The 14,136-nt window shown below is 59.6% G+C and carries 13 protein-coding genes; 5 read left to right on the top strand and 8 right to left on the bottom strand.

Translation table 11 applies throughout. The annotated features are described in order from the left end of the window. Nucleotides 1-4 precede the first annotated feature (4 nt). Together PMI31_RS19680 and PMI31_RS19675 are read right to left on the bottom strand one after the other, a co-directional pair. Nucleotides 5-964, bottom strand: a complete 960-nt coding sequence (locus tag PMI31_RS19680; RefSeq protein WP_008020061.1) for an AAA family ATPase — start codon at nucleotides 962-964, stop codon at nucleotides 5-7. 251 nt (nucleotides 965-1,215) lie between these two features. Continuing rightward, on the bottom strand, nucleotides 1,216-1,572 hold the full coding sequence (locus tag PMI31_RS19675; RefSeq protein WP_008020059.1) for a hypothetical protein: 357 nt from the start codon (nucleotides 1,570-1,572) through the stop codon (nucleotides 1,216-1,218). A 504-nt stretch (nucleotides 1,573-2,076) separates the two neighbouring features. On the opposite strand from PMI31_RS19675, the gene PMI31_RS19670 reads away from it, so the two are divergent. Further along, nucleotides 2,077-6,969, top strand: a complete 4,893-nt coding sequence (locus tag PMI31_RS19670; RefSeq protein ID WP_008020058.1) for an NAD-glutamate dehydrogenase — start codon at nucleotides 2,077-2,079, stop codon at nucleotides 6,967-6,969. Between the two features lie 170 nt (nucleotides 6,970-7,139). On the opposite strand, the gene PMI31_RS19665 is transcribed toward PMI31_RS19670, so the two are convergent. The 4 genes from PMI31_RS19665 to pdxR all read right to left on the bottom strand — a co-directional run bounded on the left by PMI31_RS19665 (nucleotide 7,140) and on the right by pdxR (nucleotide 10,571). Beyond that, on the bottom strand, nucleotides 7,140-7,850 hold the full coding sequence (locus PMI31_RS19665; protein WP_008020057.1) for a hypothetical protein: 711 nt from the start codon (nucleotides 7,848-7,850) through the stop codon (nucleotides 7,140-7,142). 228 nt (nucleotides 7,851-8,078) lie between these two features. After that, on the bottom strand, nucleotides 8,079-8,498 hold the full coding sequence (locus PMI31_RS19660) for a cupin domain-containing protein (RefSeq protein WP_008020055.1): 420 nt from the start codon (nucleotides 8,496-8,498) through the stop codon (nucleotides 8,079-8,081). Nucleotides 8,499-8,720: 222 nt separating this feature from the next. Continuing rightward, nucleotides 8,721-9,014: an antibiotic biosynthesis monooxygenase family protein gene (locus tag PMI31_RS19655; protein ID WP_008020053.1), complete on the bottom strand. Its 294-nt coding sequence runs from the start codon at nucleotides 9,012-9,014 to the stop codon at nucleotides 8,721-8,723. Between the two features lie 123 nt (nucleotides 9,015-9,137). Next, nucleotides 9,138-10,571 (bottom strand): MocR-like pyridoxine biosynthesis transcription factor PdxR, encoded by a 1,434-nt coding sequence (gene pdxR, locus PMI31_RS19650; protein WP_008020052.1) that lies wholly within the window; start codon nucleotides 10,569-10,571, stop codon nucleotides 9,138-9,140. Between the two features lie 203 nt (nucleotides 10,572-10,774). Between pdxR and PMI31_RS19645 the strand changes: the two genes are divergently transcribed. The 4 genes from PMI31_RS19645 (at nucleotide 10,775) to PMI31_RS19630 (ending at nucleotide 13,496) form a co-directional block, all read left to right on the top strand. Next, nucleotides 10,775-11,215: a carboxymuconolactone decarboxylase family protein gene (locus tag PMI31_RS19645; protein WP_008020051.1), complete on the top strand. Its 441-nt coding sequence runs from the start codon at nucleotides 10,775-10,777 to the stop codon at nucleotides 11,213-11,215. A 73-nt stretch (nucleotides 11,216-11,288) separates the two neighbouring features. Beyond that, nucleotides 11,289-12,269 carry a LysR family transcriptional regulator gene (locus PMI31_RS19640; RefSeq protein ID WP_008020049.1) on the top strand — a complete coding sequence of 327 codons (981 nt, stop codon included), beginning with the start codon at nucleotides 11,289-11,291 and terminating at the stop codon, nucleotides 12,267-12,269. Nucleotides 12,270-12,362: 93 nt separating this feature from the next. Beyond that, nucleotides 12,363-12,884: a GNAT family N-acetyltransferase gene (locus PMI31_RS19635; RefSeq protein WP_008020048.1), complete on the top strand. Its 522-nt coding sequence runs from the start codon at nucleotides 12,363-12,365 to the stop codon at nucleotides 12,882-12,884. A gap of 117 nt (nucleotides 12,885-13,001) precedes the next feature. Beyond that, on the top strand, nucleotides 13,002-13,496 hold the full coding sequence (locus PMI31_RS19630) for a hypothetical protein (protein ID WP_008020047.1): 495 nt from the start codon (nucleotides 13,002-13,004) through the stop codon (nucleotides 13,494-13,496). A 21-nt stretch (nucleotides 13,497-13,517) separates the two neighbouring features. Here PMI31_RS19630 and PMI31_RS19625 read toward each other — a convergent pair whose 3' ends face one another. Together PMI31_RS19625 and PMI31_RS19620 are read right to left on the bottom strand one after the other, a co-directional pair. Next, a complete protein-coding gene (locus PMI31_RS19625; protein ID WP_008020046.1) occupies nucleotides 13,518-13,739 on the bottom strand; it encodes a hypothetical protein in 222 nt (73 codons plus the stop codon). Further along, nucleotides 13,739-14,136 (bottom strand): cbb3-type cytochrome c oxidase subunit I (locus PMI31_RS19620; RefSeq protein WP_008020045.1); only part of this gene is annotated, 398 nt, incomplete at its 5' end. The genes PMI31_RS19620 and PMI31_RS19625, both read right to left, overlap by 1 nt.

Genomic DNA, 14,136 nt, shown 5'->3' with positions numbered 1-14,136 from the left:
GGGGTCAAGCGACGGCTACGACGTCGAGAATCCGCTGGACCACCCGGTCCTGATCGATGCCAGCGGCTTCGGCTTCAAAGGAAAGAATGATGCGATGGCGCAGCACGTCGAACAGCACGGCCTGGATATCTTCCGGGCTGACGAAATCACGCCCGGCCAGCCAGGCGTGGGCGCGGGCGCAGCGGTCCAGGGCAATCGAACCGCGCGGGCTGGCGCCGTAGGCAATCCACTCGGCCATCTCCGGATCGAACTTGGCCGGGGTGCGGGTGGCAATGACCAGTTGCACCAGGTACTCCTCCACGGCGTCGGCCATGTACAAGCCGAGGATTTCCTTGCGTGCGGCAAAAATCGTCTGTTGGGTAACCCGACGCTCAGGCTTCGCTTCGCCGTTCAGGGCTTCTCCTCGGGCTTGCTGCAGAATCCGTCGCTCGACAGTGGCATCGGGAAAGCCGATTTTCACGTGCATCAGGAACCGGTCAAGCTGGGCTTCGGGCAGCGGATAGGTACCTTCCTGCTCGATGGGGTTTTGCGTGGCCATCACCAGAAACAGCGGCGACAACTCATAGGTGCTGCGTCCGACACTGACTTGCCGTTCGCCCATGGCTTCGAGCAGGGCCGACTGAACCTTGGCCGGGGCGCGGTTGATTTCGTCCGCCAATACCAGGTTGTGGAAGATCGGGCCTTGCTGGAACACGAAACTGCCGGTTTCCGGGCGGTAGATTTCCGTACCGGTAATGTCGGCCGGCAGCAGGTCGGGGGTGAACTGGATGCGGTGGAACTGGGCTTCGATGCCTTCGGCGAGTTCTTTGATGGCCTTGGTCTTGGCCAGGCCAGGGGCGCCCTCGACCAGCATGTGGCCGTCGGCGAGCAGGGCGATGAGCAAGCGCTCGATGAGTTTTTCCTGGCCGAGAATCTGCGTTGAAAGAAAGGTTCGCAGCGCGAGCAGCGCTTCACGATGTTCCATCGATGACTGTTCCTGCAAAAAGGTGGCCGAGGACGTTCGAAATGCGCCAGGGCTGGGGGCGTTACTTTAATCCATCGAGGGGGGCGGCGACTAACGGCATTTTGTGCAAAGTGCGGGAAAATGGTTGGCAATATGGGTGAGGTTTGTGTTGCTGACTGGGAGTGGCGTTCTTGCGGGCCTCTTCGCTGGCAAGCCAGCTCCTACAGGTTGGTTGCGAATGTAGGAGCCGGCTTGCCAGCGAAAGCGGTCTTTCAGGCGAGCTGGCTGACGTATGTCCCGGTCCCCTTGAGAATGTTACGCAAGGTTTCTTCCAGTTCGTCGATATCCGTCATATCCGAATCAAAGGTGATTTCCAGTACATCGTCGCCGTTGAGTGCATCAGCATCAGCCGCCGCAATTTCGATCTTCAGCAGGGAAGGGCTCAGGGTGACCTTCACGCCCTCAAGGGTCGAAGGTTCGCCGTCGAGGGTGATTTCCAGCTCGTCTTCATCCGGGTAGCGGCTCATCAGGAACATTTCGCCCTGGTCGCTGTGGCAGCAGAGCATGGCCATGTTGTCTTCTTCGTCGTCGCACGGGTTGACGATCAAGAGGGCGGTTTTCATTTTCATGGGAAATTCCTGGCTCGACGGGCGTGGTAAACGCAACAAAAGGCGATTCTGCCAGCCCGCGAGCATTTCTGCTCGTCCGAGTGTCGATGACCGGGTCGTGAACGGGCAGAGTGTTACTGGTCATTTCTGGTACGCATGTCCCGTAAAACCGGACGGAAAACCGTCATTTTTCTGTGCGGATGCTAGTGTTGTTCGATGCGCATGCCTTGAGCTGCGTGCCGATGACCGAATATGTCGCAGCATCGCAAGCACGGGCCTTGCCGCACTCGTTAAGCTGCGCAACGGATGAGCACCTGTAAAGGCATTGCGCTGAAGGCAGCCCAGTCGTTTTTGCAGATGCCCATTCATGGAAGGTGAATGTGACCCGAGTGTCTCGTCCAGCTTCACCCACCTGTCGCCCTGTTTCCTCTGCCCGAGAATCAGGAACAGGGTGACGGGTAGCCCCGAAAAGGGGTTTTGCACGCGACGCTTCCATCAATAACAAGCCCAAGCGGAGTACCACAGATGGCGTTCTTCACCGCAGCCAGCAAAGCCGACTTCCAGCACCAACTGCAAGCGGCACTGGCGCAGCACATCAGTGAACAGGCACTGCCACAAGTGGCGCTGTTCGCTGAACAATTCTTCGGCATCATTTCCCTGGACGAACTGACCCAACGTCGGTTGTCCGACCTCGCTGGCTGTACCCTTTCTGCGTGGCGCCTGCTTGAGCGCTTCGATCACGCGCAACCGCAAGTGCGTGTCTTCAACCCCGATTACGAACGCCACGGCTGGCAGTCGACCCACACGGCGGTCGAAGTGCTGCACCACGACCTGCCATTCCTGGTGGACTCGGTGCGTACCGAGCTCAATCGCCGCGGCTACAGCATCCATACCCTGCAAACCACCGTGCTCAGCGTGCGTCGTGGCAGCAAGGGCGAGCTGTTGGAAATCCTGCCCAAAGGCACCCAGGGCGACGACATTCTGCAAGAGTCGTTGATGTACCTGGAGATCGACCGCTGTGCCAATACCGCCGAGCTCACTGTCCTGAGCAAAGAGCTGGAGCAGGTGCTCGGTGAAGTTCGCGTTGCCGTCGGCGATTTCGAGCCGATGAAGGCCAAGGTCCAGGACATCCTGACCAAGCTGGACAACAGCCAGTTCGCCATCGACGCCGACGAGAAGAGCGAAATCAAGAGCTTCCTGGAATGGCTGGTGGGTAACCACTTCACTTTCCTCGGCTACGAAGAGTTCGTGGTCAGCGACGAAGCCGATGGCGGCCACATCGTCTACGACAAGGACTCCTTCCTTGGCCTGACCAAGCTGCTGCGTGCCGGCCTGTCCTACGATGACCTGCGCATCGAAGACTACGCCGTGAACTACCTGCGCGAACCGACCCTGCTGTCGTTCGCCAAGGCTTCGCACCCAAGCCGTGTCCACCGTCCGGCTTACCCGGATTTCGTGTCGATCCGTGAAGTTGACGCTAACGGCAAGGTCATCAAGGAATGCCGTTTCATGGGCCTGTACACCTCGTCGGTGTATGGCGAGAGTGTGCGGGTGATCCCGTACATCCGCCGCAAGGTCGAGGAAATCGAACGCCGCTCCGGCTTCCAGGCCAAGGCTCACCTGGGCAAGGAACTGGCGCAGGTGCTCGAAGTGCTGCCGCGCGACGATCTGTTCCAGACCCCGGTGGACGAGCTGTTCAGTACCGTGATGTCGATCGTGCAGATCCAGGAACGCAACAAGATTCGCGTGTTCCTGCGCAAGGACCCGTACGGCCGTTTCTGCTACTGCCTGGCCTACGTGCCGCGTGATATCTATTCCACCGAAGTGCGGCAGAAGATCCAGCAAGTACTGATGGATCGCCTGAAAGCCACCGATTGCGAGTTCTGGACCTTCTTCTCCGAGTCCGTGCTGGCCCGCGTGCAGTTGATCCTGCGAGTCGACCCGAAAAACCGCCTCGACATCGACCCGTTGCTGCTGGAAAAGGAAGTGGTGCAGGCCTGCCGCAGCTGGCAGGACGATTACGCCGCCCTGACCATCGAAAGCTTCGGCGAAGCCCACGGCACCAACGTGCTGGCCGACTTCCCGAAAGGCTTCCCGGCCGGTTACCGCGAACGTTTCGCAGCCCACTCGGCTGTGGTCGACATGCAGCACCTGCTGAGCCTGAACGAAAAAAATCCGCTGGTGATGAGCTTCTACCAGCCGCTGGGCCAGGTTTCCGGCCAGCGCATGCTGCACTGCAAGCTGTATCACGCCGATACCCCGCTGGCGTTGTCCGACGTCCTGCCGATCCTGGAAAACCTTGGCCTGCGCGTGCTGGGTGAGTTCCCGTATCGCCTGCGTCACAACAGTGGCCGTGAGTTCTGGATTCACGACTTCGCGTTCACTGCCGCCGAGGGCCTGGAACTCGACATCCAGCAGCTCAACGACACGCTGCAGGACGCATTTGTCCATATCGTGCGTGGCGATGCCGAGAACGACGGATTCAACCGTCTGGTACTGACCGCAGGCCTGCCATGGCGCGACGTGGCGCTGCTGCGTGCCTACGCCCGCTACATGAAGCAGATTCGTCTGGGCTTCGACCTGGGCTACATCGCCAGCACCCTGAACAACCACACCGACATCGCCCGCGAGCTGACGCGGTTGTTCAAGACCCGCTTCTACCTGGCGCGCAAGCTGACCGGCGACGATCTGGAAGACAAGCAGCAACGCCTGGAACACGCGATTCACAGCGCCCTGGACGACGTACAGGTACTGAACGAAGACCGCATCCTGCGTCGCTACCTGGACCTGATCAAGGCCACCCTGCGCACCAACTTCTACCAGACCGATGCCAACGGCCATAACAAGTCGTACTTCAGCTTCAAGTTCAACCCGCACCTGATTCCCGAGCTGCCGAAGCCGGTACCGAAGTTCGAGATCTTCGTGTACTCGCCGCGCGTCGAAGGCGTGCACCTGCGCTTCGGCAACGTCGCTCGTGGCGGCCTGCGCTGGTCCGACCGTGAAGAAGACTTCCGTACCGAAGTCCTGGGCCTGGTAAAAGCCCAGCAAGTGAAGAACTCGGTCATCGTGCCGGTGGGGGCGAAGGGCGGCTTCTTGCCGCGTCGCCTGCCACTGGGCGGCAGCCGTGACGAGATCGCGGCCGAGGGCATCGCCTGCTACCGCATCTTCATTTCCGGCCTGCTGGACATCACCGACAACCTGAAGGACGGCGCCCTGGTGCCGCCGGCCAACGTCGTGCGTCATGACGACGACGACCCGTACCTGGTAGTGGCCGCGGACAAAGGCACTGCGACCTTCTCCGACATCGCCAACGGCATCGCCATCGACTACGGCTTCTGGCTGGGTGATGCGTTTGCGTCCGGCGGTTCGGCCGGTTACGACCACAAGAAGATGGGCATCACCGCCAAAGGCGCGTGGGTCGGCGTACAGCGCCACTTCCGCGAGCGCGGCATCAATGTCCAGGAAGACAGCATCACCGTGGTCGGTGTCGGCGACATGGCCGGTGACGTGTTCGGTAACGGCTTGCTGATGTCCGACAAGCTGCAACTGGTCGCAGCGTTTAACCACCTGCATATTTTCATCGACCCGAATCCGGATCCGGCGACCAGCTTCGCCGAGCGTCAGCGTATGTTCGACCTGCCGCGCTCGGCCTGGTCGGACTACGACACCAGCATCATGTCCGAAGGCGGCGGCATCTTCTCGCGCAGCGCGAAGAGCATCGCGATTTCCCCGCAGATGCAAGAGCGCTTCGATATCGAGGCCGACAAGCTGACCCCGACCGAACTGCTGAACGCCTTGCTCAAGGCGCCGGTGGATCTGCTGTGGAACGGCGGTATCGGTACTTACGTCAAGGCCAGCAGCGAAAGCCACGCCGATGTCGGCGACAAGGCCAACGATGCACTGCGCGTGAACGGCAACGAACTGCGCTGCAAAGTCGTGGGCGAGGGCGGTAACCTCGGCATGACCCAACTGGGTCGTGTGGAGTTCGGCCTCAATGGCGGCGGTTCCAACACCGACTTCATCGACAACGCCGGTGGCGTGGACTGCTCCGACCATGAAGTGAACATCAAGATCCTGCTCAACGAAGTGGTTCAGGCCGGCGACATGACCGCCAAGCAACGCAATGAGTTGTTGGCGAGCATGACCGACGAAGTCGGTGGCCTGGTGTTGGGCAACAACTACAAGCAGACCCAGGCCCTGTCCCTGGCAGCCCGTCGTGCCTTGCCGCGGATTGCCGAATACAAGCGCCTGATGAACGACCTGGAAGGCCGTGGCAAGCTGGATCGTGCCATCGAGTTCCTGCCGGCTGAAGATGCGATCAACGAGCGTATCGCTGAAGGTCATGGCCTGACCCGTCCCGAGCTGTCGGTGCTGATCTCGTACAGCAAGATCGACCTCAAGGAGCAGTTGCTGGGCTCCCTGGTGCCGGACGACGACTACCTGACCCGCGACATGGAAACCGCTTTCCCGCCGACCCTGGTGAGCAAGTTCTCCGCAGCGATGCGTCGTCACCGTCTGAAGCGCGAAATCGTCAGCACCCAGATCGCCAACGATCTGGTCAACCACATGGGCATCACCTTCGTTCAACGACTCAAAGAGTCGACCGGCATGAGCCCGGCGAACGTGGCCGGTGCCTACGTGATCGTGCGTGACATCTTCCATCTCCCGCACTGGTTCCGTCAGATTGAAAACCTGGACTACAAGGTTTCCGCCGACGTGCAACTGGAGCTGATGGACGAGCTGATGCGCCTCGGTCGTCGCGCCACGCGCTGGTTCCTGCGTGCCCGTCGCAACGAGCAGAACGCTGCCCGTGACGTCGCGCACTTCGGTCCGCATCTGGCGGCGTTGGGCCTCAAGCTCGACGAATTGCTCAGTGGCGAGATCCGCGAAACCTGGCAGACCCGTTATCAGGCGTACGTCGAAGCCGGTGTGCCGGAGTTGTTGGCGCGCATGGTGGCTGGCACCACGCACCTGTATACGCTGCTGCCGATCATCGAGGCTTCCGACGTGACCGGCCAGGATCCTGCAGACGTGGCCAAGGCGTACTTCGCCGTGGGCAGTGCGCTGGACATCACCTGGTACCTGCAACAGATCAGTGCACTGCCGGTTGAAAACAACTGGCAGGCCCTGGCCCGTGAAGCGTTCCGTGATGACGTCGACTGGCAGCAACGTGCGATCACCATCTCGGTCCTGCAACAGGGCAACGGCACCCTGGACGTCGAAACACGCCTGGAGCTGTGGATGGAGCAGTACGAAGGCATGATCGAGCGCTGGCGCGCCATGCTGGTGGAAATCCGTGCCGCGAGCGGCACCGACTACGCCATGTACGCGGTGGCCAACCGCGAACTGCTGGACCTGGCGTTGAGCGGTCAAGCGGTGGTGCCTGCCGCCGTCGCCGCCGAGCTGGAACCGGCTTGATCAGGCGTTGAATGAAAAAGCCCCGCATCGAGAGATGCGGGGCTTTTTTTATCTGATGTGAAAGTTGTGGTGTCTGGTCGGGCCTCATCGCCGGCAAGCCGGCTCCTACAGGTTTTGCGTCGATTACAAACCCTGTAGGAGCCGACTTGCCGGCGATGGCGTCATTGCAATCAATACATTTTATTGTTGGATCTATTTTCAATCATCGACACATTACTTGTCGGGCTGGTCAATAAATTGCTGAGTGACTGGTCAAACTTTTGCAGCGCCCTGACTTGCACATTTTGTTGTTCATTGATATCGGCAACTATTTCTTCGCTGCGTTTATAGTCGGCCCAAACAGGGCTAAGTACTTTGGCGTCATGCCCTTGTGCAGTACCGATGTAGTTAAAGTTTTTGTCATAAAAATCCGCACTGACATCTGCCTGGATGTCTGAACTGCGCGACGTAATCAGCTGACTGCGGGTATCGACCACCGCCATCACATCCGGCCTTGCCGCCTTGAGGCTTTGCATGTCCGGATACACCGTGACCGAGCCGAACTGGCGTCGCAGCGAGGCCTTGACCCAGTCCACTGCCAGATCGGGCCTGGAGGTGGCGACGTAGGCATCGTGAATCGGCTGAACCAGCAGGCTCTGGCCGAAACCGGTGCCGGCGTTGGCCTGATAATCTTGCAGGTAAGCACGGTTGGCCTGGGTGTTTTGGCTGTAGACAATGCCCAGTGAGACATGGCTGCCGTTGGGAACACTCGTGGCACTGCTGCGGCCAACCGGCTCGGTAAAGAGGCCATTCAATGAAGATACGGATGAAGGTGCAGTGGGAATCGAGCAACCGGTTATCAAGACAGTCATCGTCAAGGTACTGACAAGTGCAAGTTTCATGGTGTTTCTCCAGTGAAACAACTTGAGTCGGGAAGTTATAGTTTTCGGAGTCTTCGGCGGTTGCTCCAGACTAAACCTGGAGTGTCAGATTGAAATAGCGAATTTTCGTAGTTGTCGGGTAATCAATAGTTTTATTGGGTTTAAATGTTCTCGGTTAATTTCTGTGAGAAATAAAAACGCCCAATTCAATGATTTGGGCGTTTTTATTTATAGATATACGTTCAGCCATCAGTTTTCCAATGGGATCAGCACTTTCTCGTCCGGCGACAGCACCATGAACACCAACAACCTGGCAGGTTTGGTGGCGCTGGCGTTTTTCGAGACCAGGTGCTCCGAGCCAGCAGGCTCGTACCAATACTGTCCTGCCTTGTAGGTGACTGCCTTTTCACCCTTTACCTGGGAAGTGATTGCCCCTGAAAGAACGTAGGCCATGGCCGTGCCCTCGTGCTTGTGAGCGATGGACGACTGGCCGGGCTTGTAGTCGACTTCGATCATCAAGGCTTTTTTGCCCGGGACGTTTTTCAACATCTGGTCCTGCAGCACCGTGACCTTTTCCGAAGGGCCACCCGCTTCATGAGCGAAGGCCGAGGCGCAGAAGGTCAAGGTCAGGGCAGCGAGGGGGGCGGCACAGAAGCGCATAACGTTCATGGATCATCACCTGCAGTGGGGGTAGTTGTCAGGGACCAATCTAGTTCGCTACGCAGGGCAATCAAACAGCCAATATTCGGGAAGGACAGGGGACCAATTTGAATAACGATCCCTGTAGGAGCGAGCTTGCTCGCGATGGATTCAGAAACACCGCGTACAACCAGAAAAGCAAGCGCTAACGTTGACGACCATCGCTGGCAAGCCAGCTCCTACAAGGGACGATCAGCGGATCGGAAAGCTGTTGAAGTCGACGGCGTTGGCCAATTGGCAATCGATCAGATCGATGAAGCCTTGAGCCTGGGGACTATTGAAATGCGATCGCATGGCCGCTTCCGACTGCCACTGGGCGCTGACGGTCCAGAGATTGCTGTCGTCCGGGCAGCGGTCGACCATATAGGACTCGCACCCCGGCAGTTCGCGCAGGGTTTCGACTATCTTTTGCAGTTGCTTGCCCAGTTCGTCCGAGCGGCCGGCGACGGCCTGCACCTTTACGGTATTGATCGCTTTGTCGAACATTGCTCACACTCCTGAATCAGGCCGGACGTATCCTGCTCATTGAGGGATAACGCCTATGCAGGATAGGCCTGCACCCCGGGACCACCAATAGCCAATCGCCGGATAAAGCCGCAGTCCAATCTGTCAGGCAACTTGTTGCAAAATATCCCGCAAACGATCCAGGGCGATGTCGATGTCCAGGGTTTCAATGGCGCCGAAACCGAGGAAAAACCCGGCCTGCGGGGCTTGCTGATAGAAAAAGCTGTCGATGGCATAGAGCCCGACTTCGACTTTTTTCGCCAGTTCGATCACCAATGGAATATCCATCGGCACTTTGCACAACACCACCATGTGAAAACCGGCCATGGTCGGTACCGCTTCAAGCCATGGCGCCAGATCACCGGCCATGCGTGCCAGGATTCGTTCGCGTCGACCGGCGTAAATCGTGTGGCAGCGCCGGATGTGCTTGAGCAGGCAGCCTTCGGCGATGAACTTGGCCAGCGCCCATTGGGGCAGGGTGGAGGTGTGCAGGTCAGTGAGCTGCTTGGCGCGCACCACCGCATCGAGAATGGCCGGCGGCAGGATCGCATAGCCCAGCCGCAACTCCGGCAGCAGGGTTTTCGAGAAAGTCCCGACGTAGGCGACAATCCCGCGCTCATCCATGCTTTGCAGCGAGTCCGTCGGACGCCCTTCGTAGCGGAATTCGCTGTCGTAATCGTCCTCTATGATGATCGCGCCCAGTTCATGGGCCCTGGCCAGCAGTGCAACGCGGCGCTCCTGGCTCATCGGCATGCCCAGCGGGAATTGGTGGGAAGGGGTGACGTAAATCAGCCGTGTCCCAAAGGGAATCCTGTCTACCTGGATGCCCTCGGCGTCCACCGGTACTCCGATCACCGTGGCACCGTGGGTGCCGAACAACAGGCGTGCTGGCGGATAACCGGGATCTTCCATGGCGACGATGCTGCCTGGGCGGGTCAATACCCGGGAAATCAGGTCCAGGGCCTGCTGTGCGCCGTTGCACACCACCACGTCTTCGTCCTGGCAGTTGACCCCGCGAGAGAATGCGATATGCCGGGCGATGGCATTGCGCAGGGCCGGCAAACCCTCCGGCAGGCTGTAGAAGCCCTTGGAAGCGGCGATCTGGCGCAAGGCGTGGGAAGTGCAACGCCGCCAGTCGTCCTGGGGAAACTGGCCCTTGCTGGTGGCGCCGCCGATAAAGTCGTAGCGCAGCGAGCCTTCCAGTGTCGGGTGACGCAGAAACACCGGCAGGTTGCGCCAGGATTCGATCACCTCGTAACCGGCCAGCTCCGAAGGGTTCTGCTTGCGCTGGACTTTCGACACCCGCGCGTTGACGTAGGTGCCTTTGCCAATCACCCCGGTGAGGAGGTTTTCGTAGGTCAGCTGGGCGTAGGTATCGGAAATGGTCTTGCGCGAAATGCCCAGCTGTTCAGCCAGCAAGCGGCTCGGTGGAAGTTGCGTCCCTGCTGCCAGACGACCGGATTCAATGGCGCTGCGCAGTTGGTTGTACAACTGGCCCGCCAGATCCTTGCGGCCGTTGATGACAACATGTAGTTCCATACCGGCAAGGCTCCTTGGGTGAACGAGGCAAAGACTGTGCGCCAGATTACCCGCATGAGCCGCCACGCAGAAGTTGCGTAGCGCAAAAACCGCCAATTGGCGTGTTTTTCGCTGGTCCACGGATTTTTCGCCGAATTGGATCTGTAACGTTGCTGTACCAACGCCTACCTTGGACATACCTGTCCGATCCATGAGGCCGCTCCATGACACCCCGTCTGGATTACTACAGCGCTTCCCCCAAAGCGATGAAAGCCATGATCGCCATGGAGGCCCTGACCAGCAGTTTGAGCATCGAACCGGCGCTGCTGCACCTGATCAAGATTCGTGCTTCGCAGCTTAACGGCTGCGCGTTCTGCACCGACATGCACTCGGTGGATGCAAGGCGCCTGGGCGAAAGCGACCGGCGTCTTTATTCCATTGTGGTCTGGCGTGACAGCAATTTTTTCAATCCGCGGGAAAGAGCCGCGCTGGCCTGGACCGAGGCGGTCACTTTGCTCTCCGAAAGCCACGTGCCGGATGATGTCTACGCCCAGGCCCGGGAGCAGTTCAATGAAAGCGAAATGGTCGACTTGACCATTGCCGTCACCACCATCAACAGCTGGAATCGCCTGGCCGTGAGCTTTCGCCAGACACCCAGCGCCTGAGCCCTTGTCACAGCAGGTTCATGAACGATCCGCAGGATAGAGCGGTCAGTGTCAGATCGACAGGGAGTCCTCGATGTCATTCATGGAAACCAGCGCCCACCGGGGGGCTGCCGAGTATCGTGTAGCCTTCGATAAAAACCCGTCCTGGCGTCAGTTGGCAGCGGCTATCGACCCTGAACTGGCGCAGTGTTTCATCGTCAGCGCCCGTTGCGGTTGCTTCATGCAGGCCGCCCGCAGTCTCAACATCAAGGCCACCCGCCTGCGCAGGCAGCTGGTGCTGCTGGAGACGCAGCTCCAGTGCTCACTGTTCAATCATTCAGACAATGGTTTCAGCCTCAGCCGCGATGGTTTGCGCCTGCACGCACAATTGATCGCCCTGGCCCATGAGCGCGATTTGCCGGTGATCGAACAGCCGTTGATTCGGCTGGCCGTGGCGGATTCGATCCTGCATGACATTCTCGGACGCGACCTGGTGGCACTGCTGCGGCGCAACGCCAGCGTGCGGCTGGACATCATCACGCTCGACAGCGAATTGTCATTGCAAGCGGTCAGCGCCGACGTGGTGGTGTGGCTGGGCGAGACCGGATCGCCGTTACCGGGGCCTAGCTTTGCCACCACTGAACCACGGCTTCTGGCGCGACTGGATTACCTGCCGCATATTGCCAAGCGCTACTCGCGGGTTGCTTCCAGACCGGAATGCCTGGATGACCTGGCCGATTTTCTCCTGGTGCAATGGCGGCAGGACTGCCAGGTTGAAAGCTTCCGGCCATGGAATGCACTGGTCGAGCAGCGCCTGGCCGGAGCGGTGCAGCTGCAATCCTGGGAGCTGATGCTGGAGATGATCCGTTGCAGTGCCTGCATCGGGCTGCTGCCGCACTACATGAGCCACTTCGACCGTGGCCTGATTGCCTTGCCGGGACTGTTTGGCCAACCCATGCAGCGTCAGGTGTGGATGGCGGTCAACGCCCATTCCGAGGACGACGCGCAGGTGCGGATGCTCGTCGAGTTGATTGAAAACACCTTCAGCGAGCGCCGGGAGTGGTTCGAAGGCTGAGCGAGATCCAACTGTGGGAGCGGTGGTACTCGCCACACGGGAAGGTAGCGTTATAGAGTGAACGGCCATGTCTGCTTCAAGGATGGTCCACCCATGCCAGCCACTGAACCCGTCATCACGCTCGAACGCTTCAACGAGTCCCACATCGAAGGCATCACGGCGCTGTACAACGCCCCGGAGATCGCCCGGCAGACCCTGCAAATGCCGTTTCAGTCCACCGAGCTCTGGCGCAGTCGCCTGGCGCTGGATAACGAGCGCCTGGTGAAAGTGGTGGCCCTGCATCAAGGCACGGTCATCGGCAACATCGGCCTGGAGCAGTTCTCACGCATTCGTCGCAGCCATGCCGGCAGTTTCGGCATGGGCGTTGCGGTGGCGTGGCAGGGCAAGGGCGTGGGCTCGAAGCTGCTCGCGACGGCGCTGGATATCGCCGACAACTGGATGAACCTTCAGCGCATCGAGCTTTCGGTGTATGCCGACAACGAAGCGGCCATTGCGTTGTATCGCAAGTTCGGCTTCGAAACCGAGGGCCTGTTCCGTGATTACGCCGTGCGCGACGGCGTGCTGGTGGACACCTTGAGCATGGCGCGCCTGCGTCGTCCGCCCAAGGCCGGTTGAGTCACTCGTCCAGGGCGAACGCCGCCGACGTACCTCCTGGCTGTTAGTCGCGCACCGGCATCACGCATCTGCCATGCTCAATGTCCGTAGCACCGCTGCAATCAAAGGAACACCGCAATGGATGACGTACAGCAACTGGGCGAAATGCTTCGCCACTATGCAGAAAGCGAAGCGCACAAGAAGCAAGTGTTTGAGTCGCAGTCGGCCGAATGGGCGACACGCATTGGTGACCTGTTCGACCAGATCCAGCAGTGGCTGGAGCCGGTGCAGGCCCCCAACCTGCTGGAGGTCAGCCGCGAAGCCTATGTCGCCTCGGGCCCGAGCATTCCTGTCGAGACATCGCCCTTCAAGACCGAGAAGCTGTCCATCGTGATTGTTGGCAAACCGGTGGAGTTCGTGCCGGATGTGATGGGTGCCGGCGGACAGATCTCGGTGGCCGTGATGGGCTTTACGGCTGCGCGCTACGGCAGTGTTTCGCTGGTGTGCCTGCCACCGTCCAATGCCTGGCAGTGGCGCAAGACCAACGGTTTGAAGGATCCGGACATCTTTGTCTTCGATGGGGATTTTCTGGCGCAGCAGTTGCAAAGCCTGATTCCTCGGGAGCGCGGATAACCCACATTGATGAGCAGTGCATCAGATATCGAGGTTGCCCCAGCCTGATTTCAGCTCCGGCGGGGCAACCGCTTTCACGGTCTTCCCTGTCGCCAACTCCACCCGCCGTGCCACTTGCGGATCATCGGCAAACGGAATCAGGCTCGCCTCTTCAAGACTCTCGGCGGTCTGGTGCTTCAAGCTGTATTCGACCGCCAGCCATAGACTCGTCACTCCCAGTACATTCAGCGCAAGCTCGATCATCAGGCTATCTGCGCCTCGCGCTGTGCCATTTTCAGGTCCGACACCCGTACCGTGCGCCACACGTTGTACGCCATCAGCAACATGCCGCCGAGGAAGAACAGGCCGCCGATGAAGCGCACCAGAAAGCCCGGATGGCTGGCCTGGAGGGCTTCGACGAAGGAGTAGGTCAGCGTGCCATCGTCGTTGATCGCTCGCCACATCAGGCCTTGAGTGATGCCATTGACCCACATCGAGGCGATGTACAACACCGTGCCGATGGTGGCCAGCCAGAAGTGCAGGTTGATCAGCGGCGTGCTGTGCATCTGCTCGCGTCCGAAGACTTTTGGCACCATGTGGTAGGTCGCGCCGAAGGTGATCATCGCCACCCAGCCGAGGGCGCCGGCGTGTACGTGGCCGA

Source organism: Pseudomonas sp. GM55 (assembly GCF_000282395.1).
Lineage (GTDB): Bacteria > Pseudomonadota > Gammaproteobacteria > Pseudomonadales > Pseudomonadaceae > Aquipseudomonas > Aquipseudomonas fluorescens_CC.
This window is presented reverse-complemented; position numbering and strand designations above follow the sequence as displayed.

Excerpts from the sequence above, each read along its gene's own strand:
- PMI31_RS19680 (WP_008020061.1), bottom strand. The coding sequence starts at position 964 with ATGGAACATCGTGAAGCGCTGCTCGCGCTGCGAACCTTTCTTTCAACG.
- PMI31_RS19675 (WP_008020059.1), bottom strand. The coding sequence starts at position 1,572 with ATGAAAATGAAAACCGCCCTCTTGATCGTCAACCCGTGCGACGACGAA.
- PMI31_RS19670 (WP_008020058.1), top strand. The coding sequence starts at position 2,077 with ATGGCGTTCTTCACCGCAGCCAGCAAAGCCGACTTCCAGCACCAACTG.
- PMI31_RS19665 (WP_008020057.1), bottom strand. The coding sequence starts at position 7,850 with ATGAAACTTGCACTTGTCAGTACCTTGACGATGACTGTCTTGATAACC.
- PMI31_RS19660 (WP_008020055.1), bottom strand. The coding sequence starts at position 8,498 with ATGAACGTTATGCGCTTCTGTGCCGCCCCCCTCGCTGCCCTGACCTTG.
- PMI31_RS19655 (WP_008020053.1), bottom strand. The coding sequence starts at position 9,014 with ATGTTCGACAAAGCGATCAATACCGTAAAGGTGCAGGCCGTCGCCGGC.
- pdxR (WP_008020052.1), bottom strand. The coding sequence starts at position 10,571 with ATGGAACTACATGTTGTCATCAACGGCCGCAAGGATCTGGCGGGCCAG.
- PMI31_RS19645 (WP_008020051.1), top strand. The coding sequence starts at position 10,775 with ATGACACCCCGTCTGGATTACTACAGCGCTTCCCCCAAAGCGATGAAA.
- PMI31_RS19640 (WP_008020049.1), top strand. The coding sequence starts at position 11,289 with ATGTCATTCATGGAAACCAGCGCCCACCGGGGGGCTGCCGAGTATCGT.
- PMI31_RS19635 (WP_008020048.1), top strand. The coding sequence starts at position 12,363 with ATGCCAGCCACTGAACCCGTCATCACGCTCGAACGCTTCAACGAGTCC.
- PMI31_RS19630 (WP_008020047.1), top strand. The coding sequence starts at position 13,002 with ATGGATGACGTACAGCAACTGGGCGAAATGCTTCGCCACTATGCAGAA.
- PMI31_RS19625 (WP_008020046.1), bottom strand. The coding sequence starts at position 13,739 with ATGATCGAGCTTGCGCTGAATGTACTGGGAGTGACGAGTCTATGGCTG.